The organism is Bacteroidota bacterium (assembly GCA_016699695.1).
Lineage (GTDB): Bacteria > Bacteroidota > Bacteroidia > Bacteroidales > UBA10428 > UBA10428.
The window spans coordinates 908,972-932,361 of record CP065006.1 but is presented as its reverse complement, the minus strand read 5'-3'; the positions used below and the strand labels follow the sequence as shown (position 1 = coordinate 932,361).

The following is a 23,390-nucleotide window of genomic DNA, read 5'->3' as shown; positions in this document are numbered from 1 at the left end:
GATAAAACGTTTTATGTTCTTTACTTACTAAATTACAATTATTTTCATTTATAACTATATGTCCGGGCATTTTATTGCCCCCTTTCGTTTACTTCTTGCTTTATACTTAAATTTCGCTAAAAAAGTTACTTCATGTGCTGCCATTTTTGGGTTGACAGAAACCACTCCAGACAAATTTATATCATTGGTGTAAACAATATCGTAGTTTTCAAAAGAAATTCCTAACAAAATTATTAACGTATTCAGGCGAAACATATTTTGGCGAAGGATTAATCCGCCTTTTAAGCCGGAATAAACTACCGACATGCCGTAATAAGCTTCGGTTTTGATTAAATTGGAACTAATATTCACAAGGGGTTCATACTGTAAGTCGTTGTAATATCCCCGAGGTTGTATTAATCCCCGATAGCTTACCTGCAAGCGGATTTCTTCGGATAAATTAGTTGCGGTGGGTAATAAATTGAGAACGGAAAAGCCTATAAAATGTTCTTCGTTGAGTAACAGGCCAATTCCACTTGAAATTGAGGTATAACTACTCTGTTGGTTTGCTGGCACTGCTGCAGCAGGGTTTTCAAATACCAGACGTGAGTAATTCGCTGAAGCCAGGTTATAATAGGCCTGGAGGCCGAATAGCAAATGGCTCCGGTGTCCTGTTTGCATTTTGTAGGCATAGTTACCTCCAATGGCAGTTCGGGTAAATGTACCCTGGTATTCGTTGTCGTAATTTACTATGGCACCAAAGCTGCTGTTGAGATTTTCAACCACATAAAAGCCGGCAGCACCGTAGCTGGTGTACTGCGTGCTCGAGGGCCATTGGTTGCGGTAATTCAGATGCACCGTAGAAAAATCGGTATAAAGGGCATAAGCCGGGTTGGAAAAAACCAGGTTGTGGTATAGATTGGATACAAAATAGTTTTGCGCCAGGAGTTTGCTGTTGCCTGGAACAAAAAAAAGAATTGCAAGTAGAAGCCACTTTATGCTAATCATTTGTTAATAGCAATATATAAATGAAACTAACGTTAAAAATATTGTTTTATTAAATAATGATGCCGATAACATAAAATAAAATGAATTTCAGACAAACGCTTTTTATACTGTTAACTGTTGTTTCCATTTCTGTTTTTGGGCAGCAAGGCTTTAAAGCCGGCTCGGTTTTATCAACCGGAAAGTGGTATAAGGTTAAAATCTCTGAGACGGGAGTATACAGGATTAGCTACAGCGAGCTAAAAAGTATAGGGTTCGAAACACCCGAAAATATAAGGATTTATGCAGGAAACAGCCGCCAATTGTCGGAAAAAGTAAACGATGCCTTTGTCGACGACCTCGAGGAACTATCCATTTATTCAAGTAACGATACCGATTTTGGGTCAGACGATTACTACCTATTTTATGCCGAAGGGGTTAAGGGTATGTATTACAATGCAACCGACCAAAGTTTTAAACAAGATGTGCACGATTATGCACTCGCGAATTATTATTTTCTCACTACCTCATTCGGCCCTGGAAAGCGCATTGAGACTTTAAGCGGTGCTGGTTTGAATCCTGACTTTACTCAATCGACTTACGATTGGATAGATTTTTATGAAGAAGAAAAAATTAACCTGATTAATTCAGGAAGATTATGGTTTGGCGATCAAATTGCAGGCGATAACCTAACGAAACAATTCGTAGCAAAAAACTATGTGTCCGGGCACCCGGTTCTGGTTGAAACCATGGTGGCGGTGAGGTCTGAATATTCACAAACAGTTGAAGTTTATGCTAACGGGAGTTTTCTTTCACGAATGAACTTTACCCCTGTAAATATTAACGATGTCGAAGCTACCTATGCCCGTTCCAGTGCAACATCAACAGAGTTTGTTTCCAATTCTGAACAATTGAACATAAACTTTCGGTTTAGCGCAAGCGATCCGAATTCCTTGTCTTATGTCGATTATATAAGAATGCATACCCGTTGCCAGCTTATTATTGAGGGTGATGAATTTTATTTTCGCGACAGAGAAACGGTTGGAGAGGGAAACATAACCAGATTCAACCTGCAGAATGCCACTTCTGGCCACCAGGTTTGGGACATTACAAGTCCGACCGAAATTGTAAAACTCAATTCTACTTTGAATGGAACGCAATTGAGCTTGACAGCCGAAAGTTCGGAATTACGTGAGTACCTCGTTGTAAAAAACTCCGGAAGTTTTCCTTCGCCCATATTTGCCGATACAAAGCTTCAGGATGTAGGTTGGGTAGCTAACCAAAACATACATGCCATGGAAATGCCAGCTTTTTTAATTGTCACTCACCCGGCATTTCTAAAACAGGCTGAACAGCTTGCTGATATCCATCGAACCAAAGACGAAATGAGTGTAGAAGTAGTTACAACCCAGCAGGTTTATAACGAATTTTCTTCTGGCAAACCCGATGCAGCCGCTATACGCAATCTTGCGAGAATGTTCTACGAAAAATCCACAGCCTCCGATTCCCTCAAATACCTTTTATTATTTGGCGATGGGTCTTTTGATAACCGCACACTTAACGGCATCAATCCCAGTTACATACCTACTTTTCAATCGGTAAGTTCTCTTGATCCAACAAGCAGTTATGTAGCCGACGATTTTTATGCATTTCTGGGCCCTGGAGAAGGAGGTATTGTCGGAAAATTGGATATTGGTGTTGGGCGGTTTCCGGTGAACTCCGATGGTAAAGATGAATTGGAGGCCCAGACATTGGTTAACAAAATAGAAGAGTATTATGCCGCGGCTAATATGACCGATTGGCTGAACCGCATGTTGTTTCTGGGCGACGATGGTGAAAGCGGTTGGGATAACATTGTTTTTATGAGCGATTCGGATGGCTTGGCTAAAATAGTGGAGCAGGAAGCCCCGGCTGTGAATATTTATAAAATCTACCTCGACGCCTACAAGCAAACCAGTTCCTCCACCGGTGCCTCTTACCCTGAGGTCGAACTGCTTTTGCAGGATTCGTTTAACAAGGGCATGCTCATATTTAATTATATGGGTCATGGAGGAGAAAATGGGATTACCCAGGAACAGGTGCTTAAAAAAACGGATTTTGAAAACCTTAAAAATGCACCTTACTACCCCTTGTTTATTACGGCTACCTGCCAACTAAGTCGATACGACAATGTGAGTATTACCGCCGGAACGCAATATGCCCGAAGGGTTTCTGCTGGTGAAGCTGCTTTGCTAAATCCTGATGGAGGTGCTATCGCTTTGCTTACAACAACGCGTTTGGTTTATCAATCCAGTAACAAATTGTTAAGCGAAGCCTTATATCGCAATGTATTTCGTAAAGATTACCAGGGAAATCCTTACCGTCTCGGCGATATTCTGAGGCATTCGAAAAACAATACAAGTGCTTCAAAAGAAAATACATTAAAGTTTACACTTCTGGGCGACCCAGCCTTGCGCCTGATGTATGGCGAACATAAAGTGCTTGTCGATTCCATAAATGGATTTTCAGTAAATAATTTCTCTGATACAGTCAATGCCCTCGAAGAAGTCTTTGTTTCGGGGCGAGTAACTTCCGACGATAGTACACTTATGAATGAATTTAACGGGATTGTTTACATCAATGTTTTCGATAAGGCCTATTTGGTTACTACCAACGGAAACGATGGCATTGAGAAAATTGATTTCAGTTTGCAGGACAGGCTTCTTTTTAGAGGAAAAGCTTCGGTTAGCAATGGTAAGTTTCGTTTAAACTTTAAAATTCCCAAAGACATCGTTTATAATTTTGGCACCGGAAGGCTCTCATTTTATGCCGAAAATGGGCAACTCGATGCAAAAGGCGAATATTCTGATTTTATCATTGGAGGAACTTCTGATAATCCCGAAATAGATATGGATGGCCCGGAGATAAGTTTATTCATGAACGATTGGGCTTTTGTGGATGGAGGTGTAACCGATGCAAATCCGTTACTGCTTGCCAGTTTGTACGACCAGAATGGTATTAATACCACCGGCATAGGAATAGGACACGACCTCGTGGCTCTGCTCGACGAAGACTACTCGCGAAGTTATATGCTCAACGATAATTTCGAAAGTGAACTTGACGACTACCAGCGTGGTACTGTTCGTTACCCGCTTTCCGATCTGGATGGTGGACAACATACCATTAGCCTGAAAGTTTGGGATATTTATAACAATTCGTCCTACGAAACCTTGAACTTTTATGTGGAATCCTCACCCAATACAATAGTTAACACCCTGGTGAACTTTCCAAATCCGGCTACCATGCAGACAACATTTCAGTATACCCACAACAAAGCCGGTCAAGAACATCGTGTTAACATTGATATTTATGATATCAGTGGAAGAATGGTGCATCAGTTGCAACGAAACAATAACGAAACCGGATTTGTTTCCGAACCCATTACCTGGAACATAAAGAGTAACGGGATCAATAAAATAGAACCGGGGGTTTATCCTTACAAGTTGAGGGTGAGCACCTCCGATGGCTCGGAAGGGATTAAAACCGGAAGCTTAATAATAATTCCCTGACAATGTCGTTTACTAATTAAATTTTTTACTTTCGCACTTTAAAAATTAAAACAGATTATGATAAAGCAAATATTTGCACTAGGTCTATCAGTTTGTGTAGGTTTAACATATACAATAGCCCAGGATTCTAATGGTCAGGAAATTTCGAATAGTGTCATCCGCACTTCAGTTCCCTTCTTAACCATTGCACCTGATTCCAAAGCCGGAGCTATGGGCGATGCCGGGGTTTCTACCTCGGGCGATCTAAGCTCGCAACATTGGAATTCGGCGAAGTACGTTACTTTAAAAGAAAACTTCGGGCTTGCTTTATCTTACACGCCATGGCTTCGCAGCCTAGGGGTAACAGATTTGAACCTTTTGTACCTTTCGGGCTATAAAAAGTTTGGAAGGGATCAGGCAGTAAGTGCGAGTTTACGGTATTTTAATCTGGGTGAAATTATTGAACTGGACGGTGTTGGGAATGAGACTGGCCAAACTATCAGACCTAACGAGTTTGCATTGGATGCAGGTTATTCCCGTGCATTTTCTGAGTATTTTAATGGTGGTTTGGTATTTCGGTTTATCTATTCCGACATCGCTGCAGGAACCAGCAGTACAGGCCTTGCCGGCGGAGCACAATACGAACCCGGCACTTCGTTCGCTGCCGATATCTCAACTTATTTTCAAAAGCCTGTAAACGTTGGCGGATACGATGCAAGCTATGCCTGGGGTGTGAATATCTCCAACATAGGAACCAAGATGACTTATTCCGAAGACAACGAGAGCCAGTTTATACCTACTAACCTGCGCGTGGGGGGTCGGTACGAAATGGAAATCGATGAATACAACTCCATTGGCGGCACACTCGATTTGAATAAATTGCTTGTTCCTTTGAACGATACAACCAACATGGGGACTATTGAAGGTATGTTCAAATCTTTTTCCGATGCTCCTGGAGGTTTTAAGGAAGAAATGCAGGAGATCATGTGGTCATTTGGCTTGGAATACATGTATATGAAACAATTTGCCATTCGTGCCGGATATTTCCACGAAAACGAAAACAAAGGAAACAGAAAGTATTTTACTGCCGGCGTTGGACTTTATTTAAATGTATTTTCGCTCGATTTCTCTTATTTATTTCCCACTCAGGGAGGTCAGAATAACCCGCTTTCTAACACCATGCGGTTTACCCTCGGCTTTAAATTCGAGTAAGCATGAAAATGAGAGTTGGGTTCGGATTCGATGTGCATCAGTTGGAACTTGGACGAAAATTTGTGCTGGGCGGAGTGCCTGTTCAGCATGAAAAAGGATGTGTAGCCCACTCCGATGGTGATGTGTTAATCCATGCCATTTGTGATGCATTGTTAGGTGCTGCTTCCCTTGGCGACATTGGTGTTCATTTTCCGGATACTTCTAAGGAATTTAAAGATGTCGACAGCAAACAATTACTAAAAAGCACTTTAGGGTTGATTCAGGAGGTGGGATATCACATTGGAAACATAGATAGCACTATTTGTTTGCAGCGGCCAAAAGTGAAAGAATATATTCCTGAGATGCGGCAAACCCTTGCCAATGTTTTAAATATGATTCCAGAAGACATTGGCATCAAAGCAACTACTACTGAAAAACTAGGGTATGTCGGGCGCGAAGAAGGCATATCGGCTTATGCAGTTGTGTTGCTTTATAAAGAATAATTGATGAACTTGGCAGAATAAAATTCTGCTTATGCCAACATACCTGGTTTTTGGTGCAAGTCTTAATCCTGTCAGACATTCGAATAAAGCTGTAAAAAGTCTTGTGAGGCATAACCGCAAGGTAATGGCAATCGGACTCCGGGAAGGAACCATTTTGGACGTGCCTGTGATGACCGGTTTACCCCTTTTAAAAGGCATTGATACCATCCTGCTTTACATTGGTACCAGAAATCAGCTACCTTTTTACGATTACTTTATTAAACTTAAACCGCGCAGGGTTGTTTTTAATCCTGGTACGGAGAACCGGGAGTTTCAAGAGATTTTAGCAAAAAACCAGATCGAGGTTATTGAGGGATGTGCACTTTTAATGATTAATTCAGGTCAGATTTAAAATAAATATGATCAACAAAAAAAAATATTTTATCAATAACCTGTTGGTGGGAACCCTCTGGCTATTAGCTTACGTGTTGCTTTATTTTATTTTTAATCGATATGTGCAGACAGATTTTCTTGCCTGGTTGCAACCTCTGTTCGATCGTGAGTTGGCGATGTTTATTATTTTCCTGGTATCTGAAGTGATTATTGGTATTATTCCTCCAGAAATCTTTATGATTTGGGCACTTCGGTTCGAAGTGGCATCCAGTTACTTTTTTGTGGTTGCTCTCTTGTCGTTAGTCTCCTATTTGGCAGGTGTTTTAGGCTATTTTATTGGCCGATATATGAATCGCACCTATTTTTATCAATACCTCAGAAAGCGCTGGCTCCGTAAACTTGATCAAAGACTTGAGTCAATCGGTTTTTTTCTGATTATTATAGCAGCCCTTACACCTGTGCCTTTTTCCGGTGTGGCTATGTTGGTAGGTTCAGTAAAATATTCTTTTAAAAAGTACCTCTTTTACTCCTCAACACGGTTCTTACGATTTGTAATATTAGCCTTGGTGTTTTGGGAAGCGCATTTTATAGTATAACATCAGCTTACTCGTGAAATACCATCAGAGGTATATTCGTGTGGTAGAAAATTTTCTTGGTTACACTGGGTTTGAATACCATCTCAATTAGTTTACGTTTTCGATGTGTAAGGGCAATTAGATTGATACGGTTGGCAACTGCAAAATCGTCGAGCGTTTGCAACAAATTAATTGATTGGGGTATAATTTGGCATTGAACGGAATCTTTTCCATACACAGACTTAAAATACTCCTTCAACCCCTCCATTTTAAGTGATTCCCATTTATCTTCCTTACTTGCCAGATGAATGCAATAAATACTCATTTGAAACAAGTCTGTAAATTGCATCAGGTGCTTTATTGAAGCAAAATCCGATTCGTCAAAATCGGTAAGGTAAACCAGTTTGCGCATATTTTCTTCGCCCACGAAAGTATAATCCTCGGGAATGGCTATTACAGGCAATTTCAGTTTCATAATCACATGCTCGGTAATGCTGCCCAGGATAGAAACATTTTTTTTATGGGCGCCCCGGGTTCCCATAATTACCATGGTGGCACCACATTCGTGGGCATACGAAATAATTTCGTCCCTGGCCAAGCCGGGTTTAAGTGCGGAAGAAATGTCAGATTGATTATAGTTTTTAAACTCTTTGTAAGTAAGAATTTTGTCGATAAAACGGTTAAGTTCTTCCTGTTCGCCCTCGATAAGTTTTTCTGTTACATCTTCCCTCAGCTGTTGTTGCGTATTAAGACTTCCCGTAAGCTCGATCATGTCGAATGCGGGTGAGTAAAACGCATGAAAAAGAAAGACTCGGCCTTTAGATTTGCTTGCAATTTTTGCGGCATATCGACAAGCTAGTACGCTGCAATCGGAGTAATCTACCGGAACCAAAATCGTTTCGGGATGCGGAGTGATTTCTTTGTTTTCCATGGCAGGGATATTATGAAACCTGCCAATAAGTTACAAAAAAAAAGCGACTAAATCAATCTAAAATGGTATATGTAGCCTGAACCTGATCAACTTCACCACTGCCATCGTCGATGGAGTAGTTCCAGGTAATAACATTAAGATTTTTATTGATGGTGCCTGAACCTTGTACAAGAGTGAAATCATTATCGAGCGATTGATTGTTGAGAAGTTGTAAGGTGTAGCCATTCACTCTAGCACTTGCTACCGAATTATTTCCCAAGCCATAAAAGTTCTCAATTAAAATCTGTGTGGGATCCGATTCAGAGACAGAAATAAATACTGTCTGGCTTTGCATCGCTGCTTTGAAAATGGAAGAAGATTCATCTACTGTCCATTGACCCTCTAATTCGAGTGCAATTTGTTCATCGGTAAGGTCATTTAAAAGATTTTCGCAACTCATGCCCATGGTTAACAGAATTGCTATTGCAAGTATTTTTATGGTTTTCATAGGAGTAAGAATTATTTTTTTCTAATTACACTAAAATTATGCCACAAACAAAGATTCTCAAATAGGTATTTAAATCGGAACAAAATTAAATAAAAAAAACAGTTCAACCTTCTCAGCTCTTATTTACGAAATAGCCAGATGTTTGTTACCTTAGCCGCATTATCTTATTTTTGTCAACACAAAAAGAATAAAACATAAAATATGAAAAAATCGAATTTAACACTAATTATAGTAGCCTCTATAATTGGGGTGTTTATACTCTTCGGAGTTATTATTGGTCTAGCCTATATGCGTATGTACAACAAAGTTGTGAGCATGGAAGAAACAGTAAGCTCTCAATGGGCAAACGTGGAAACTGCCTACCAGAGAAGGCTTGATCTTATTCCCAACCTTGTGAATACAGTGAAGGGCTATGCCGATTTTGAGCAGGAAACACTTACACAGGTTATCGAAGCCAGAGCCAAGGCTACTTCAGTAACTGTTGACCCAACCAATCTGGATGCCAACTCATTGGCTCAGTTTCAACAAACACAGGGAGCACTTTCATCGGCCCTCGGACGATTGATGGTGGTGGTGGAAAAATACCCTGATTTAAAGGCCAATCAGAATTTTCTTGAGCTTCAGGCTCAACTCGAAGGCACAGAGAACCGTATTAGTGTTGAACGCTTAAAATACAACGATACTGTTCGCTCCTATAATACCTACATCAAACAATTCCCCCGAAATATATTTTTTGGAAGCCGCGAACAAAAAGGGTATTTTGAATCGGAGGAAGCAGCTGCTGAAGCACCTGTGGTTGAGTTTTAATAGAAGTTTACTATTTACTCCTTCCATATAAATGGGTTTGCAGCCCTTTGTTTATCTTTTCAACGTGAATCAATTATTACGTTTACGTGCTTTATTATTTTTTTGCGAAAGTGAAGTATAAAATTTATACCAGATGAAACCAGAAAATTTCTTTTCTCCAGAAGAAAAAAATAGCATACTCGCTGCAATACGCGAAGCTGAAACCCAAACATCGGGCGAAATAAGGGTGCACATCGAAAGTAATTGCAACGAAGATGTGTTGGACAGGGCAGCCTTCATTTTCGAAAAACTGAAGATGCACCGCACCGAGCTTCGCAATGGTGTTTTGTTTTATCTTTCGGTAAACGACCGCAAATTTGCAATTCTTGGCGATGCTGGAATCAACCATGTGACTCCTGAAAACTTCTGGAATGAGATAAAAGAAACTGTGCTGACTGAATTTGCTCAGAATCGTTATGCCGATGGGATTTGCATCGGAATTCAAATGGCTGGCCAGGCCCTTCGGGCTAAGTTTCCCTGTCAGAGTGATGATGTGAATGAATTATCAAATGATTTATCGTTTGGAAAAAACTAAAAGATGAAAAAAGTTATAACACTGTTATTCTTTACAGCGGGTTTGTTCTTACAGTTGTTGGCAATTCCCCAAAAGCCAGTTCCAGCAAGGTTGGTAAACGACTTTACCAACACTTTAAGTCCTGCACAGCAACAAGCCATGGAAAGCAAACTGGTTGATTTTGGGAATACCACAACCACTCAGATTGTTGTAGTAATTACAAACTCTTTCGAAGGAAATGATAAAGCCATGTATGCCTACAGCATTGGCGAACAGTGGGGAGTTGGTAATGCTCAGTTCGATAACGGCATTGTTATACTGCTTAAACCCAAAACAGGAGCTGAATCGGGTGAGGTATTCATTGCCCCCGGTTATGGTCTGGAGGCTGTAATACCCGATGCCATAGCCAAGCGCATTGTTGAAAAGGAGATGATACCCTCGTTCAGACAAGGAAATTATTACGAAGGAATTGATAAGGCCCTGAATGTATTGATGGAATTAAGCCTAAAGGAGTATACAGCACAAGAATATCAGCAAAAGGCCAATCAGAAAGAGTCTGTAGGCGGATTTGTTTTCCTTATTATAATTGCGCTCTTTATCCTGTTATCTATTTTTTCAAAGGCAGGCAGAGTTAGGAAATCTTCTTTGGGTGGTGGTAGTATCCCATTTTGGCTTCTACTTTCGATGATGTCCTCAGGAGGCCGCAGTCATGGAGGTAGTTTTGGCAATTTTTCATCGGGCGGTGGATCTTTTGGTGGCTTTGGCGGCGGTAGTTTTGGCGGCGGAGGTGCAGGAGGTAGCTGGTAAATATTTTTATATCAATGAGTAGAATAAAAATAGTACTTCTTCTATCGATGGTTCTTCTGTTCGCATCGAAGCAAGCACTTACTGCTGAAAGTTTTCATAGTCATGCCGATTCACTCGCAGAGGAGGCTTATTTTTCTCAAAAAAACGATTCCGCTTCTCAAACTCTTACACTTGTTTTTGCAGGTGATATCATGGGGCACGATCCTCAAATTTCAGGTGCCTTTAACGAATCGGATTCAACATACAACTACGAGCCTACCTTCAGGTATATAACCGACTATATTTCGGCAGCCGATATTGCCATTGCCAACCTGGAAGTTACCCTTGCGGGTGCTCCCTATACAGGTTACCCTCAGTTTTCCAGTCCTGATGCCCTTGCTGCTGCAGCCCATGCAGCAGGTTTTGATGTGATGATTACCGCCAACAACCATGCCCTCGACCGTGGAGCCAGGGGATTGGTGCGTACACTAAATGTGCTCGACAGTTTAGGCTTTCAGCATACAGGAACTTTTAAAAACCCTGCCGACCGTGCAAGCAGGTATCCACTTATGCTGACTAAAAATGGATTTCGCATTGCCTTGCTAAATTATACCTATGGCACCAATGGCATAGTGGTAAAACCACCATACAGTGTAAATCGGATAGATACCGCTCAAATTCGCAAGGACATTGAAAAAGCAGGTACCGATAGCGCAGAATACATTCTCTGTCTTATGCATTGGGGGCTTGAGTATGAACGAACAGAAAATACCGAGCAGAAGAGACTTGCGCAGTTTATTTTTAGCTGTGGTGCCGATGCCATCATCGGATCGCATCCACATGTTGTGCAGCCAATTCGAATGGAGAGGTACACGGAAATAGACAGCCTGGTTGATTATCCTGTAGTGTATTCTATGGGCAATTTTGTTTCGAATCAGCGTGCACAATACAAAGATGGGGGAATAATGGCAGAAATGCACCTCAGCCGGCAGGATGGGAAAGTGAAACTCGATTCGCTCTTATACCTTCCTTATTGGGTTTACCGGGAAGAGGTAAGAGCAGAAAAGTTCACCTTTTATGTGATACCTGTTTCGTTAATTGAGAAGCATCCCGAAACAACACATTTGAACAACGACGATTTGTACAGGCTTAACCGATTTAAATCCGATACCCGGAATCATCTGCTCGAAGCCAGGGAATCTAACTTCTACAAGTAAAGCTCTGTTGGAAATAAAAAAAGCTGCATCATATAAAATGGTGCAGCTTTTTTCTTTTAAGAAGAATGAATTACATGTTTTCTTCCTTTTCTTGCATAATATCTTTATCGACGAGAATACGTCCGCAATATTCGCATACAATAATTTTTTTACGTGATTTAATATCAAGCTGACGTTGTGGAGGGATATTGTTGAAGCATCCACCGCAGGCATCGCGCTCTACACTTACCACAGCAAGTCCGTTACGGGCGTTTTTTCTTATCTTTTTAAAAGCAGTTAAGAGGCGTTCTTCAATCAGTTTTTCTAAATCAACAGCCTGTTGTCCGAATTCTTCTTCTTCTTTTTTGGTATCGTTCACGATCTCGTCCAACTCTTTACGTTTCGAGTCAAGATCGGCTAGTCTTTCTTCCAGTTTCGATTTCGATTCGGTGATGATTGTAGTTTTGTCAGCAATCTGGGCGGTAAATTCGCGTATGCGTTTTTCGCACAATTCAATTTCGAGAGTCTGGTATTCAGTTTCTTTCGACAAAGATTCGAATTCGCGGTTGTTACGCACGTTGTTCTGTTGATCCTGATACTTTTTAATAAGCGCCTTGGCCTCGTTGATTTCGTTCTTTTTGGCTACAATGTTTGTATCAAAGCTTTTTACTTCCTGCTCGTATTTTTCAATACGTGTTTGCAAACCAGCTATTTCATCTTCCAGATCCTGCACTTCAAGTGGTAACTCGCCACGAAGGGTTTTGATTTTATCTATTTCCGATTTAATCGTTTGTAATCTGTAAAGCGCACGAAGCTTTTCTTCAACGGTTATTTCGGTAGTTTCAGCCGATTTGTTTTTTACGTCAGCCATATTAGTTGTAATAATTTATGGGATTTGTTTTTACTTCTGATAAATGAACGGCAAATTTAGGCAATTTTTTTATAACTGATTCATAAAAAATCTCTTTCGTATATTGTTCGCTTTCGTAATGTCCTATATCGATGAGTGACATCCGCTCCGAACCCTCAAAAAACTGGTGGTATTTTAGATCAGCAGTAACGTAGGCATCGACTTGTTGTTTAACAGCCTGTCCAATCAGAAAGGCTCCGCTGCCACCGCAGACTGCTACTTTATTTATGTTTTTATTGGTGTGGCCTGTATAGCGTATACATCCTGTATTAAAACTATGTTTAAGTAGGCGGATAAATTCTCCCAAACTAATTTCTTTCTCAAGGTATCCAATCATTCCGGCACCCACAGCTGGATTTTCATTGGCCAAAGGAATCAAGTCGTAAGCTACTTCCTCGTAAGGATGGCTGCTGAGCATTGCTTTTATAATTTTCGGTTTTAAAATTCTTGGCAAGATCACCTCGAGTCGCATTTCCGGTTCGGTATGCAGTATTCCTTTTTTACCTACAAATGGTTTTGCCTGGTCGAGTGCACGAAAAGTACCCTGACCATTCAAACTAAAACTGCAGCTATCGTAGTTACCTATTTGTCCTGCCCCTGCTTCGAAGAGGGCTGTCTGCACAGTTTCGAAGTGGGTTAATGGTACATAGCACACTAGTTTGTATAAATCATCGGGCTGAGGAAGTAAAATTCTGGTTTTTGTAAGGCCTATTTTCTCCGAAATTCTGGCGTTTACCCCATTGGGTACATTGTCGAGATTGGTATGCTGTGCATAAACCGAGATCTGATGCCGGATGGCTTTCATAATCAGCGACCCGGTTGTATTCTCGCTTGTAATTGATATTAGAGGGCTAAAAAGCAAAGGGTGATGACAAATAATCAGATTGGCTTTTTTTTGTAATGCCTCGTCTAATACTTCGTGGGTTACATCAAGTGTACAAAGTATTCCTGTAACCTCTTGGTCGAACGAGCCCAGGTTCAGTCCGCAGTTGTCATAATTTTCCTGTAAGCCAAGCGGGGCAATTTCTTCCAGTATATTGGCGATGTCTCTTACAGTCATTCTTTAGGGTTTAGGGCTATTGTAAGTTAGAGTTTTCTATTTGTTAGAGCTGTTGTATGTAGGAGAGAATAGGAAAATATTCAACCTAGCCTATGAGGGATGTGGTTAAATTGAGAAAAGAAATAGAGCTTAGAGCTTCTCTTTAATTTCCAGTAAAAGTTGTTTGATTGTGTTGAGGGTTTGAATGGCTTCGAAATTATCGACAGTATCTTCTTTGTTTTCTTTTATCTTTTTCTTGGCACCACTCAGGGTCATACCCTTTTCTTTTACCAGGTGAAATATCAGGTGAAAGTTGTCGATGTCCTTTTTAGTAAAAAAACGATTACCTTTTTTATTCTTCTTAGGTTTAATCACATCGAACTCTTTTTCCCAGAAGCGTATGAGCGAGGTGTTGACTCCAAACATTTCGGCCACTTCGCCGATTGAATAATAGAGTTTTTCAACCTTTTTCTCGATGTATGGCATTGATTTAAATTTAGGTGTTTAAAAATATAAAATAAAAGCTAATAAACCAATACCTTATGCATAATTACCTAAACCTAAAAAACAAGTGTTATTAAATACTCAAATCAAGTCTTTTTCTGAAGAAAAAATAGCGATAAAGAATAAAACTCTTTATCGCTATTTGATTTGCGAAAGGAAAGATATTAGTCGAAGGTTTGACCTGATTTTTGTGATATATCAATCATTCTTTCATATTCATCGGCAGTAAGGTCGTTGAAATAATAATTTACCGGATTGACTTTTTCTCCATTCAGAATAATCTCATAATGCAGGTGAGGGGCCGTTGAAAGCCCTGTATTTCCTACTGTTCCAATTACATCACCGCGTTTTACCTTTTGACCATAATTTGCTTTAATGCTATACAAATGCGCATAGAGAGTCTGGTAGCCAAAGCCATGGTCAACAATTATTTTATTCCCGTAACCGCGTTTGGAGGTTTCAATTTCGGCAATTACACCATCACCGGTGGCATACACATCTGTACCGGTAGGGGCAGTAAAATCCATTCCATAATGGAATTTCCTTATTTTGTAAATTGGATGAATGCGGTATCCCCAGCCACTGGCAGTTCTTTCGAGAGTTTTGTTGCTTACGGGTTGAATAGCCGGAATAGAGGCGAGCATTTCACCTTTGTTTTTGGCCAGATCAATGAGCTCATCGTAAGAGATAGACTGGATGTAGATTTTTTTCATCACCTTATCCAGGTTCTTTTTAATATCAATTACAATGTCTGCATCTATCATTTTTTCAAGCTCGCTATAACTGTTGCTGCCACCAACACCAGCTTCCCTTATTGAAGAATGAATAGGTTCGGCTTCGAATATTGTCCGGTAGATATTGTCGTCTCTTTCCTGAAGGTCTTTAAGAACCGCATTGATATTTTCAAGGTCTTGTTTTACAATTTCATAGTTGACTTTGAGTTCGCCTATTTGCCTTTTCAAGCCTTTTTCTTTAGGAGAATCGAAAAGACGGAAAATAGCGAACCAATAAATAATTGCAAGTAAAACACTCGATAAAAAATAGGTAAGGAATCGAAAAAACTTATGCTTAAAAGTTTTTTTAACTTTTACATAGCTTAATGATTCCTGGTTAAATTTATAATTGTGTCTAGCCATTGTTTGTGAGTTTAACGGTCAGAACTTGCCAGTTCTATAATTAAGTTATAGTCCGTGGGGGTCAGATCATCGGCAAAAAAGTTGATAGGGTTAATTGCCTCTCCGTGCAGATGCACTTCGTAATGCAGGTGTGTTCCTGTTGAGCGGCCTGTATTCCCCATTTTGCCAATTACTTGCCCGCGTTTTATTTGCTGCCCTTGCTCTACTAAAATTTCACTCAGATGGGCATAAAGCGTCTTATAACCAAAATTATGCGAAATTACGATTAGTTTTCCGAAACCAGCAAGAGAAAACTCAGTAATTTCAACTTCTCCGTCGGCAGTAGCATATATTTCTGTGCCTTGCATCCCAACAAAATCAACGCCATTATGTGAATGGGATAATCCTGTAAACGGGTCGCTCCGATAGCCATAAAATGAGCTAATCCTAACAAATTCGGCCGGTTTAACAGGTTGAATAGCCGGAACGTATTTATGTTTATTGTTTAGCGTGCTGGCTTCTTCAAGTATGTTTTCGTAAGAACTGCGCTGTATGTTTACCTTGTTTTTCAAGGTTTTTGCATTCGTAGTAATCTGGGCAATTTGGTTTTTATTAGGATAAAAGGTTAAAGCATCGGGGTCAACAGACCCTCCGGTACCTGCAATTCGAATTTCAACCGGAATAGGGTTAAGTTCTAAAAGTTGGCGGTAAAAGGCATCGTTCCTGTAATGTTGGGTATGAAGCACATTTTGAAGACTATCGATTTCTTTGTTTAAGGCAAGTAAGTTTTCGGAGTTAAGCTGGAATTTATGTTGAAGGAAAGTTTCGATGGGTGAACCATGCAGAGAAATTATCAGAACCGAAAGGATTAAAGCTAAAACACTGCTGAAAAATCCGAACCGCAGAAGGGAGATAAGTCTATCTCTGAAGGTTGATTTGTGATACTCATAGCAGAGTGTCTCTGTATTAAACCTGTATTTTCTTCTGTTTAGAATCAATTGGTAATCAATTAATTTGAGCTTATTTTTTCAGTACGCGACAAATCTATGAGAAATAAATTATTTTTACAACCTTTTTGAAAGGGGTATTTGTTAACAAGCCTTAATATTTATCAAATTATAAATAAAACTTAAATGAATTCGATAGAGATTCGTCAAAAATTCCTCGATTTTTTCGCTTCGAAACAGCACAAAATTGTGCCTTCAGCTCCAATGGTGGTAAAGGACGATCCGACTTTAATGTTTACCAATGCCGGCATGAATCAGTTTAAGGATATTTTTCTGGAAAATGCAATGGCTACCGATAAAAGGGTTGCCAACACTCAAAAATGTTTACGGGTTTCGGGCAAGCATAACGATCTGGAAGAAGTAGGCCATGATACCTATCACCATACCATGTTTGAGATGTTGGGTAACTGGTCGTTCGGCGATTACTTTAAACAGGAAGCAATTTCGTGGGCATGGGAATTTCTGGTAGATCTGATGGGAGTAGAAAAGGATAGACTTTATGCCACCGTATTTGAGGGAGATAAAACAGATAAGCTCGAATGGGACGAGGAAGCCAATAGTTTATGGAGCAAATACCTGCCCGAAGAGCGTATTTTAAAAGGCAATAAGAAAGATAACTTCTGGGAAATGGGAGAAACAGGCCCTTGTGGCCCCTGCTCAGAGGTTCATGTCGACATACGTTCTGACCTGGAACGAAAAAAGATTCCTGGTCGCGATTTGGTCAATCAGGGTCATCCTCAGGTAATTGAAATCTGGAACCTTGTCTTTATTCAGTATAACAGAAAAGCCGATGGCAAACTATACCCGCTGCCTAAAAAGCATGTCGATACAGGAATGGGTTTTGAACGATTGTGCATGGTTCTTCAAGGGAAACAATCGAATTACGACACCGATATTTTTCTCACCATCATTCGCCGTATAGCTGAATTGAGCGGCACTAGCTACGGAGTCGACGAGAAATCGGATATCGCCATGCGGGTAGTGGCCGATCATCTCCGCGCCGTAGCCTTTTCCATTGCCGACGGCCAATTGCCCTCGAATGCCAAGGCTGGTTATGTGATCAGGCGTATTTTGCGCAGAGCCATTCGTTATAATTACACCTTTCTTAACCAAAAAGAACCACTTATTTATCTTTTAGTGAAGGAGTTGGTAAAGGTAATGGGTGGCAATTTCTCCGAGCTCGCTAAACAGCAGGAACTGATCGAAAAAGTTATACTCGACGAAGAAAAAGCGTTTTTACGTACCCTTGATGCAGGAATTAAATTACTCGATGCACTGATACTCGAAGCACAAAAGCAAGGAAAACAAACCATAAGTGGCGCCAAGGCTTTTGAACTTTACGATACTTATGGTTTTCCGCTTGACCTTACACAGCTTATTTTGCGCGAGAAGGATCTGTTGGTCGATTTGGATACTTTTCAAAGCGAAATGGCAGCTCAGAAGGAGCGTTCGCGTAAAGCCTCTGAGAGCGATGCCACAGACTGGACTATTTTAATTGACGACCAGGTGCAGGAATTTATTGGTTACGATCAACTCGAGGCCGATGTATTTATTAGTCGCTACCGTAAAGTGAGCTCGAAAAAGGGAGAGTATTATCACCTGGTGTTCAATAAAACGCCTTTTTATGGCGAAAGCGGAGGGCAGGTTGGCGATAAGGGCTATCTTGAAACGGGAGGCATTAAGATTCCTGTGATTGACACTATAAAAGAAAACAATCTGAGCATTCACCTTGTAAGCAGTCTGCCAGCTAAAATCAATGCATCCCTTCATGCGGTGGTCGATAAAGCAGCCCGTCAGTCGACCGTGAACAACCATACAGCGACTCACTTATTGCATTATGCCTTGCGCACAGTATTGGGTAAGCATGTGGAGCAAAAAGGATCGATGGTGCATCCTGATTATCTGCGGTTTGATTTTTCGCATTTCGAAAAAATCTCGGAAGAGCAGTTATTGCGTATCGAGGAAATTGTGAATGAGAAGATTAGAGAAAACGCTGTAGCCCAGATCCGGCAAGCCAGCTTCGAACAAGCTAAACAGTTGGGAGCCATGGCTCTTTTTGGCGAAAAGTATGGCGATATGGTACGTGTGGTTCAGTTTGGTGAATCAATCGAGCTTTGCGGGGGCACACATGCCGAATCAACAGGCAACATAGGCTTTTTTAAAATTACCTCCGAAAGCTCTATCGCAGCGGGTATTCGCCGAATCGAGGCGGTGAGCGCCCGCAAGGCAATGGAGTACATACACAACCGCCTGCACTTACTCGACCAGGCAGTGCAAACCTCTGGTGGGGCTGTGAACAGCCTTGTACAGACAATTCAATCGCTTCAGCAGCAAAATACCGAAATGCGGAAGAAGATTGATGAAATTAACCGTCAGGAGGCTAAAAGATTGAAGTCTACCCTTATTGCCTCTGCACGCTCAATTGGCGGCATTAAACTAATCACTGCCAAGGTAGAAGTAGACGATGCTGCTGTGCTGAAGGATCTTTCGTTTCAAATTAAATCTGAACTCGAAAATGTAGTGCTTGTATTGGGTGCGGTAATCGATTCTAAAGCGCTTTTAGCAGTAGCCATTTCGGATGATGTGATAAAAAATAAAAACTATAACGCCGGAAACATTGTAAGAGATTTGGCCAAGGATATTGAAGGTGGAGGCGGAGGTCAGCCATTTTATGCCACAGCCGGAGGAAAACGTCCGGAAGGCCTCGAAAAAGCACTTGCTCGAGCAGAAGCACTGTTGGCTTAACTATTACTTGAATTCTATTGAAACTGTGCAGAAAAAATTCTTTTTGCACAGTTTTTTTACTTTACAGACTAAAAAGGCTGAAGATTCTCATAATCTGGCGGCTTATTTTTATATTTATTTGTAAATATCTAACTTAACCAGGCAAGTTTAATTTATACTTCGACCATGAAAACAAATTTCCTTTATTCATTTATGCTGCTTTTTATGCTAGTTTCCTGTAAAAGTGGAAAATTTCCATCCATTCCTGTAGAATACCCTGCTACTGTAAAAATTCCGGTAACCGACAATTTTTTCGGCACTGAGGTAGTGGACAATTATCGCTGGCTCGAAGACGATCGTTCGCCGGAGACCATGCAATGGGTTATCAAACAAAATGAACTTACTTTTTCGTACCTCGATAAAATACCTTTTCGAAAGGATATAAGAACACAACTCGATGCGCTGATTAATTTCGAGCGGTATTCGACGCCTGAGGAAAAGAACCAAACCATTTACTATTTCAGAAACAGCGGGTTACAGAATCATTCGGTATTTTATGCTGTCAACAAGCAAACAGGAGAGGAGAAGATGATAATCGACCCCAATACTTTTTCGGCTGATGGTACTACCTCATTAAGCGAATTGTCTTTTTCTGAAAGTGGAAAGTATCTTGCTTATTCCATTTCAGAAGGTGGTTCGGATTGGAGGAAGATAGTTGTGATCGATGCAGTTAGTTTAGAGCGTGTGGGTGATACCATTGTTGATGCCAAGTTTACATCCATTGTATGGAACCAGGATGAAGGCTTTTTTTATTCAAGTTATGACAAACCCAAAGGATCTGAGTTATCGGCTATGACCGATATGCACAAAGTGTATTATCATCAACTGGGCACCTCTCAGAATAAAGATAAACTCATTTATGGTAACCAGGAACAGAAAAGAAGATATAGCGGTGTGGTTGCCTTTAAAAATAGCGATTACCTTTTTCTTTCTGCCGCCGAGAGCACTTCAGGCAATGAACTTTATCTGAAAAAAGGATTGACTTCAGAAAATAAATTTCAACCCATAGTGAGCAATTTTGAGAATGACTTTTCGGTCGTGTATGCCAATGGTAAAGACGTTTATTTGTATACCAATTTCAAAGCCAACAACAAGCGTGTGGTAAAACTCGATGCAGATAAATTGATACTCGACAGCATCACTGACATTATCCCGGAAAAAGAGGAGCCCATCGAATCGGTCAGTTTTGCTGGCGGATATTTTTTTGTGCAGTATCTGAAAGATGCCTCGAGTTTTGTTCAACAATACGACCTTAAAGGTAGTTTAATTCGTAACATTGATTTGCCAGGTATTGGTTCAGTTACGGGTTTCGAAGGGGAAGAAGACCAGAAAGAAGTGTTTTATTCTTTCGAATCTTTTACAACACCAGTAACTATTTATAAGCTGGATGTAAATACCGGAAAATCAGAACTTTTCCGTCAGCCCAAGCTAAGCAGCGATGTAACACAATACGAAACAAAGCAGGTTTTTTATAAAAGTAAAGATGGCACCCGGGTACCGATGTTTATTGTGGCTCGTAAAGGGATCAAACTCGATGGATCTAACCCTACCTTGCTCTATGGATATGGAGGGTTTAACATCAGCCTGCCGCCCTATTTTTCAGTGCGTGCCCTTGCCTGGCTGGAAATGGGAGGTGTTTTTGCCCTGGCCAATATCCGTGGCGGCGGAGAGTATGGTGAAGAATGGCATAAAGCAGGTATGCAACTGAACAAACAAAATGTATTTGACGATTTTATTGCGGCTGCCGAATATCTGCAACAGGAAAAATATACATCTTCTGAGAAACTCGCCATCATGGGTGGATCTAATGGAGGTTTGCTGGTAGGAGTAGTGATGACCCAGCGTCCGGAGCTCTATAGAGTTGCCCTGCCTGCAGTAGGCGTGCTGGACATGCTTCGCTACCACAAATTTACAGCAGGGGCAGGATGGATTAGTGATTACGGGTGCGCCGACAGCAGCAAAGCAATGTTCGATTATATGGTTGCCTATTCTCCGGTTCACAACATTAAGGATAGCGTTGCTTACCCGGCAACGCTCGTTACCACTGGCGATCACGACGACCGGGTTGTGCCGGCCCATTCCTACAAATTCATTGTGGGTTTACAGGAAAAGCAGGTTGGTGAATTGCCGGTTCTAATCCGCATCGAAACCAAAGGCGGACATGGTGCCGGAAAATCGACAGCCATGGCTCTTGACGAATTGGCCGATCAGCTGGTTTTTGCCTTTTACAATATGAATGAAACGCCAGTAAATTACAGCGAAAAATAGTTGTTAGAGGCTTTCAGGCAAAACCTACCTGAGAAGGGCCAGTTTTTTAAAGCAAGGCTTATCGAAAGCATTACTGACATAAGGTTTACCTTCGACATACCACGGTATTGTGCACAGCGATACGGTGAGAGCCCTATTTTTTATATAAAGAAAGGCAGAAAGTGGCAGGCAATAAGTTGCAAGGATTATGAAGCTACAGTCAATTCGCTGGCGCTTGGACTCCTTTCGATGGGAATAGAGCAGCAAGAGAATGTAGCCACTATTTTCAGTTATAATTGTCCGCAGTGGAATTTTCTCGACATGGCACTCTCTCGTATTGGAGCAGTGCATATTCCGGTGTATCCGAACAACAGCGACAGCGACTACCTTTATATTCTTAAACAGGCTGGTGTGAGGTTTGTATTTGCTTCGGACCAGATTATTTACAATAAGATGGCCCGCCTTCAAAAGGAGATTAAAAATCTTGAAAAGGTAATCACCATCGAGCAGCTGCCTTTTACCGATAACCTCGACGAGATTATACAATGGGGTTTAAGCTCAAACAGAGCATCCAGGGTTGCACTTGCAGAAAGGACGAGTAGCATCTCTCCCGATGATATTGTGAGTATTATTTATACCTCTGGCAGTACAGGAATTCCAAAAGGAGTAATGCTCACGCATTCGAACATTATAAGCAGCATGTATGCAGCAGCAGCCATTCAGCCGGTAGGCAAAGACCGAAAAGTGATTAGTTTTTTGCCCTTGTGCCATATTTATGAACGTACTGCCAATTACCAGTTTCAGATAAAAGGTGCTCAACTTTACTATGTTGAAACCCTAAAATCTTTGACCAGCAGTTTACGCGAAGTAAAACCACATGGCATAACCGTAGTGCCGCGTGTGCTGGAAAAGGTTATAAAATTGGCCCTCGTAAATGCCCGCCAAAGTAATTTAATTGCACGCATGTTGGTACGATGGGCTATTCGTTTTGGCTTTAAGTACAAACCTTACCGAACACGAATTAGGCTTGGTGAAAGAGTAAGGCATAAGCTTGCAGACCTTGTATTGTATAGCAAAGTCAGAGGCAGTTTTGGAGGACGGATACAATACATTGGCTGTGGGGGTGCGCCTTTGAATCCAAAGGTTGAACGTTTTTTTTGGGCAGCACGCATTCCTGTTTTTCAGGGTTATGGCCTTACTGAATGCGCCCCCCTCGTTGCGCTTAATTTCCCGGGAAAAGAAAACACTTGTATAGGTACTGTTGGCAAGGTGGTGGAAAGTATAGAAGTAAAGCTTGCCCCCGACGGAGAAATAATTTGCAAGGGCCCCAATGTGATGAAAGGCTATTACAAACAGCCTGATTTAACAGAAAAGACTTTAGTGGATGGATGGTTATATACCGGAGATATCGGCACATTTGTGCAGGGTGATTTTCTGAAAATTACCGGTCGTAAAAAGCAGATGTTTAAAACTTCTTATGGAAAGTACATTGTGCCCCAGGCGATTGAGAACCGTTTTGTCGGTTCAGAGCTAATCGAATACCTTATTGTAGTGGGCGAAGGACGTCATTGTGCCGCGGCTATAATATCGCCCAACTTTGATAACATCAGAAAAATATTTAGTAAAACAAAAAACCTATCGAATGCCCGACTTATTGAACAACCACTGGTAAAAGCTGCTATTCGGAAACAGATTGAAGAAGTGAACCATGAGTTAGGTAAAAGCGAGAGGATTCAGAAAATACTGATTGTACCCGACGAATGGTCAGTTGAAACGGGTGAACTTTCACCAACCCTTAAAATAAAACGCAACATCATTCAAAAAAAGTATTCCAGAAAAATACAGGAACTCTACAGTAAAGAATCGGTCTGATTTTGATTACGACGAAGTTTC

General features: G+C 41.0%; 20 protein-coding genes. 12 read left to right on the top strand and 8 right to left on the bottom strand.

Annotated features, from left to right (window positions below):
* Positions 1 to 54 precede the first annotated feature (54 nt).
* Entirely contained in the window at positions 55 to 987 is a 933-nt protein-coding gene (locus tag IPM71_03870; GenBank protein QQS51872.1) for a PorP/SprF family type IX secretion system membrane protein, read from the bottom strand.
* Between the two features lie 80 nt (positions 988 to 1,067).
* On the opposite strand from IPM71_03870, the gene porU reads away from it, so the two are divergent.
* Genes porU through IPM71_03845 form a run of 5 tightly spaced genes read left to right on the top strand, consistent with a single transcriptional unit; the run spans position 1,068 to position 7,152 of the window.
* Complete coding sequence (gene porU, locus IPM71_03865; protein ID QQS51871.1) at positions 1,068 to 4,511, top strand: type IX secretion system sortase PorU; 3,444 nt, start codon at positions 1,068 to 1,070, stop codon at positions 4,509 to 4,511.
* Between the two features lie 57 nt (positions 4,512 to 4,568).
* Positions 4,569 to 5,702 (top strand): type IX secretion system outer membrane channel protein PorV, encoded by a 1,134-nt coding sequence (gene porV, locus IPM71_03860; protein QQS51870.1) that lies wholly within the window; start codon positions 4,569 to 4,571, stop codon positions 5,700 to 5,702.
* 2 nt (positions 5,703 to 5,704) lie between these two features.
* A complete protein-coding gene (locus tag IPM71_03855; GenBank protein QQS51869.1) occupies positions 5,705 to 6,184 on the top strand; it encodes a 2-C-methyl-D-erythritol 2,4-cyclodiphosphate synthase in 480 nt (159 codons plus the stop codon).
* Positions 6,185 to 6,215: 31 nt separating this feature from the next.
* Positions 6,216 to 6,575 carry a CoA-binding protein gene (locus IPM71_03850; GenBank protein ID QQS51868.1) on the top strand — a complete coding sequence of 120 codons (360 nt, stop codon included), beginning with the start codon at positions 6,216 to 6,218 and terminating at the stop codon, positions 6,573 to 6,575.
* A gap of 7 nt (positions 6,576 to 6,582) precedes the next feature.
* Positions 6,583 to 7,152, top strand: coding sequence for a VTT domain-containing protein (locus IPM71_03845; protein ID QQS51867.1), 570 nt, complete (start codon positions 6,583 to 6,585; stop codon positions 7,150 to 7,152).
* A 7-nt stretch (positions 7,153 to 7,159) separates the two neighbouring features.
* Here the strand turns inward: IPM71_03845 and IPM71_03840 are convergent, their stop codons facing one another.
* Positions 7,160 to 8,062 carry a universal stress protein gene (locus IPM71_03840; GenBank protein QQS51866.1) on the bottom strand — a complete coding sequence of 301 codons (903 nt, stop codon included), beginning with the start codon at positions 8,060 to 8,062 and terminating at the stop codon, positions 7,160 to 7,162.
* Between the two features lie 52 nt (positions 8,063 to 8,114).
* Positions 8,115 to 8,549, bottom strand: a complete 435-nt coding sequence (locus IPM71_03835; protein QQS51865.1) for a hypothetical protein — start codon at positions 8,547 to 8,549, stop codon at positions 8,115 to 8,117.
* A gap of 201 nt (positions 8,550 to 8,750) precedes the next feature.
* On the opposite strand from IPM71_03835, the gene IPM71_03830 reads away from it, so the two are divergent.
* The 4 genes from IPM71_03830 to IPM71_03815 all read left to right on the top strand — a co-directional run bounded on the left by IPM71_03830 (position 8,751) and on the right by IPM71_03815 (position 11,912).
* Entirely contained in the window at positions 8,751 to 9,356 is a 606-nt protein-coding gene (locus IPM71_03830) for a LemA family protein (protein ID QQS51864.1), read from the top strand.
* A gap of 133 nt (positions 9,357 to 9,489) precedes the next feature.
* The gene (locus tag IPM71_03825; GenBank protein QQS51863.1) at positions 9,490 to 9,930 is read left to right on the top strand and encodes a TPM domain-containing protein; all 441 of its coding nucleotides are present in this window, start codon (positions 9,490 to 9,492) and stop codon (positions 9,928 to 9,930) included.
* A gap of 3 nt (positions 9,931 to 9,933) precedes the next feature.
* Positions 9,934 to 10,716: a TPM domain-containing protein gene (locus tag IPM71_03820; GenBank protein ID QQS51862.1), complete on the top strand. Its 783-nt coding sequence runs from the start codon at positions 9,934 to 9,936 to the stop codon at positions 10,714 to 10,716.
* A 14-nt stretch (positions 10,717 to 10,730) separates the two neighbouring features.
* Positions 10,731 to 11,912, top strand: a complete 1,182-nt coding sequence (locus tag IPM71_03815) for a CapA family protein (protein ID QQS51861.1) — start codon at positions 10,731 to 10,733, stop codon at positions 11,910 to 11,912.
* A gap of 70 nt (positions 11,913 to 11,982) precedes the next feature.
* Here IPM71_03815 and IPM71_03810 read toward each other — a convergent pair whose 3' ends face one another.
* From IPM71_03810 to IPM71_03790, 5 genes are all read right to left on the bottom strand, one after another.
* On the bottom strand, positions 11,983 to 12,762 hold the full coding sequence (locus tag IPM71_03810; GenBank protein QQS51860.1) for a hypothetical protein: 780 nt from the start codon (positions 12,760 to 12,762) through the stop codon (positions 11,983 to 11,985).
* Between the two features lies 1 nt (position 12,763).
* Positions 12,764 to 13,861, bottom strand: a complete 1,098-nt coding sequence (locus IPM71_03805; GenBank protein ID QQS51859.1) for a Nif3-like dinuclear metal center hexameric protein — start codon at positions 13,859 to 13,861, stop codon at positions 12,764 to 12,766.
* Between the two features lie 129 nt (positions 13,862 to 13,990).
* Positions 13,991 to 14,326 carry a MerR family transcriptional regulator gene (locus IPM71_03800; GenBank protein QQS51858.1) on the bottom strand — a complete coding sequence of 112 codons (336 nt, stop codon included), beginning with the start codon at positions 14,324 to 14,326 and terminating at the stop codon, positions 13,991 to 13,993.
* Between the two features lie 182 nt (positions 14,327 to 14,508).
* Positions 14,509 to 15,480: a M23 family metallopeptidase gene (locus tag IPM71_03795; protein QQS51857.1), complete on the bottom strand. Its 972-nt coding sequence runs from the start codon at positions 15,478 to 15,480 to the stop codon at positions 14,509 to 14,511.
* 11 nt (positions 15,481 to 15,491) lie between these two features.
* Positions 15,492 to 16,457: a M23 family metallopeptidase gene (locus tag IPM71_03790; protein ID QQS51856.1), complete on the bottom strand. Its 966-nt coding sequence runs from the start codon at positions 16,455 to 16,457 to the stop codon at positions 15,492 to 15,494.
* A gap of 135 nt (positions 16,458 to 16,592) precedes the next feature.
* Here IPM71_03790 and alaS point away from each other — a divergent pair, with 135 nt between their 5' ends.
* The 3 genes from alaS to IPM71_03775 all read left to right on the top strand — a co-directional run bounded on the left by alaS (position 16,593) and on the right by IPM71_03775 (position 23,369).
* Entirely contained in the window at positions 16,593 to 19,211 is a 2,619-nt protein-coding gene (gene alaS / locus IPM71_03785; protein QQS51855.1) for an alanine--tRNA ligase, read from the top strand.
* A gap of 165 nt (positions 19,212 to 19,376) precedes the next feature.
* Positions 19,377 to 21,518 (top strand): S9 family peptidase, encoded by a 2,142-nt coding sequence (locus IPM71_03780; GenBank protein QQS51854.1) that lies wholly within the window; start codon positions 19,377 to 19,379, stop codon positions 21,516 to 21,518.
* Entirely contained in the window at positions 21,519 to 23,369 is a 1,851-nt protein-coding gene (locus IPM71_03775; protein ID QQS51853.1) for a long-chain fatty acid--CoA ligase, read from the top strand.
* Positions 23,370 to 23,390: the final 21 nt, after the last annotated feature.

What these genes read in the sequence shown, in the direction of transcription:
- IPM71_03870 (QQS51872.1), bottom strand. Translation starts at nt 987, where the DNA reads ATGATTAGCATAAAGTGGCTTCTACTTGCAATTCTTTTTTTTGTTCCA.
- IPM71_03810 (QQS51860.1), bottom strand. Translation starts at nt 12,762, where the DNA reads ATGGCTGACGTAAAAAACAAATCGGCTGAAACTACCGAAATAACCGTT.
- IPM71_03795 (QQS51857.1), bottom strand. Translation starts at nt 15,480, where the DNA reads ATGGCTAGACACAATTATAAATTTAACCAGGAATCATTAAGCTATGTA.
- IPM71_03840 (QQS51866.1), bottom strand. Translation starts at nt 8,062, where the DNA reads ATGGAAAACAAAGAAATCACTCCGCATCCCGAAACGATTTTGGTTCCG.
- porU (QQS51871.1), top strand. Translation starts at nt 1,068, where the DNA reads ATGAATTTCAGACAAACGCTTTTTATACTGTTAACTGTTGTTTCCATT.
- IPM71_03845 (QQS51867.1), top strand. Translation starts at nt 6,583, where the DNA reads ATGATCAACAAAAAAAAATATTTTATCAATAACCTGTTGGTGGGAACC.
- alaS (QQS51855.1), top strand. Translation starts at nt 16,593, where the DNA reads ATGAATTCGATAGAGATTCGTCAAAAATTCCTCGATTTTTTCGCTTCG.
- IPM71_03805 (QQS51859.1), bottom strand. Translation starts at nt 13,861, where the DNA reads ATGACTGTAAGAGACATCGCCAATATACTGGAAGAAATTGCCCCGCTT.
- IPM71_03800 (QQS51858.1), bottom strand. Translation starts at nt 14,326, where the DNA reads ATGCCATACATCGAGAAAAAGGTTGAAAAACTCTATTATTCAATCGGC.
- porV (QQS51870.1), top strand. Translation starts at nt 4,569, where the DNA reads ATGATAAAGCAAATATTTGCACTAGGTCTATCAGTTTGTGTAGGTTTA.
- IPM71_03815 (QQS51861.1), top strand. Translation starts at nt 10,731, where the DNA reads ATGAGTAGAATAAAAATAGTACTTCTTCTATCGATGGTTCTTCTGTTC.
- IPM71_03780 (QQS51854.1), top strand. Translation starts at nt 19,377, where the DNA reads ATGAAAACAAATTTCCTTTATTCATTTATGCTGCTTTTTATGCTAGTT.
- IPM71_03855 (QQS51869.1), top strand. Translation starts at nt 5,705, where the DNA reads ATGAAAATGAGAGTTGGGTTCGGATTCGATGTGCATCAGTTGGAACTT.
- IPM71_03830 (QQS51864.1), top strand. Translation starts at nt 8,751, where the DNA reads ATGAAAAAATCGAATTTAACACTAATTATAGTAGCCTCTATAATTGGG.
- IPM71_03850 (QQS51868.1), top strand. Translation starts at nt 6,216, where the DNA reads ATGCCAACATACCTGGTTTTTGGTGCAAGTCTTAATCCTGTCAGACAT.
- IPM71_03820 (QQS51862.1), top strand. Translation starts at nt 9,934, where the DNA reads ATGAAAAAAGTTATAACACTGTTATTCTTTACAGCGGGTTTGTTCTTA.
- IPM71_03835 (QQS51865.1), bottom strand. Translation starts at nt 8,549, where the DNA reads ATGAAAACCATAAAAATACTTGCAATAGCAATTCTGTTAACCATGGGC.
- IPM71_03825 (QQS51863.1), top strand. Translation starts at nt 9,490, where the DNA reads ATGAAACCAGAAAATTTCTTTTCTCCAGAAGAAAAAAATAGCATACTC.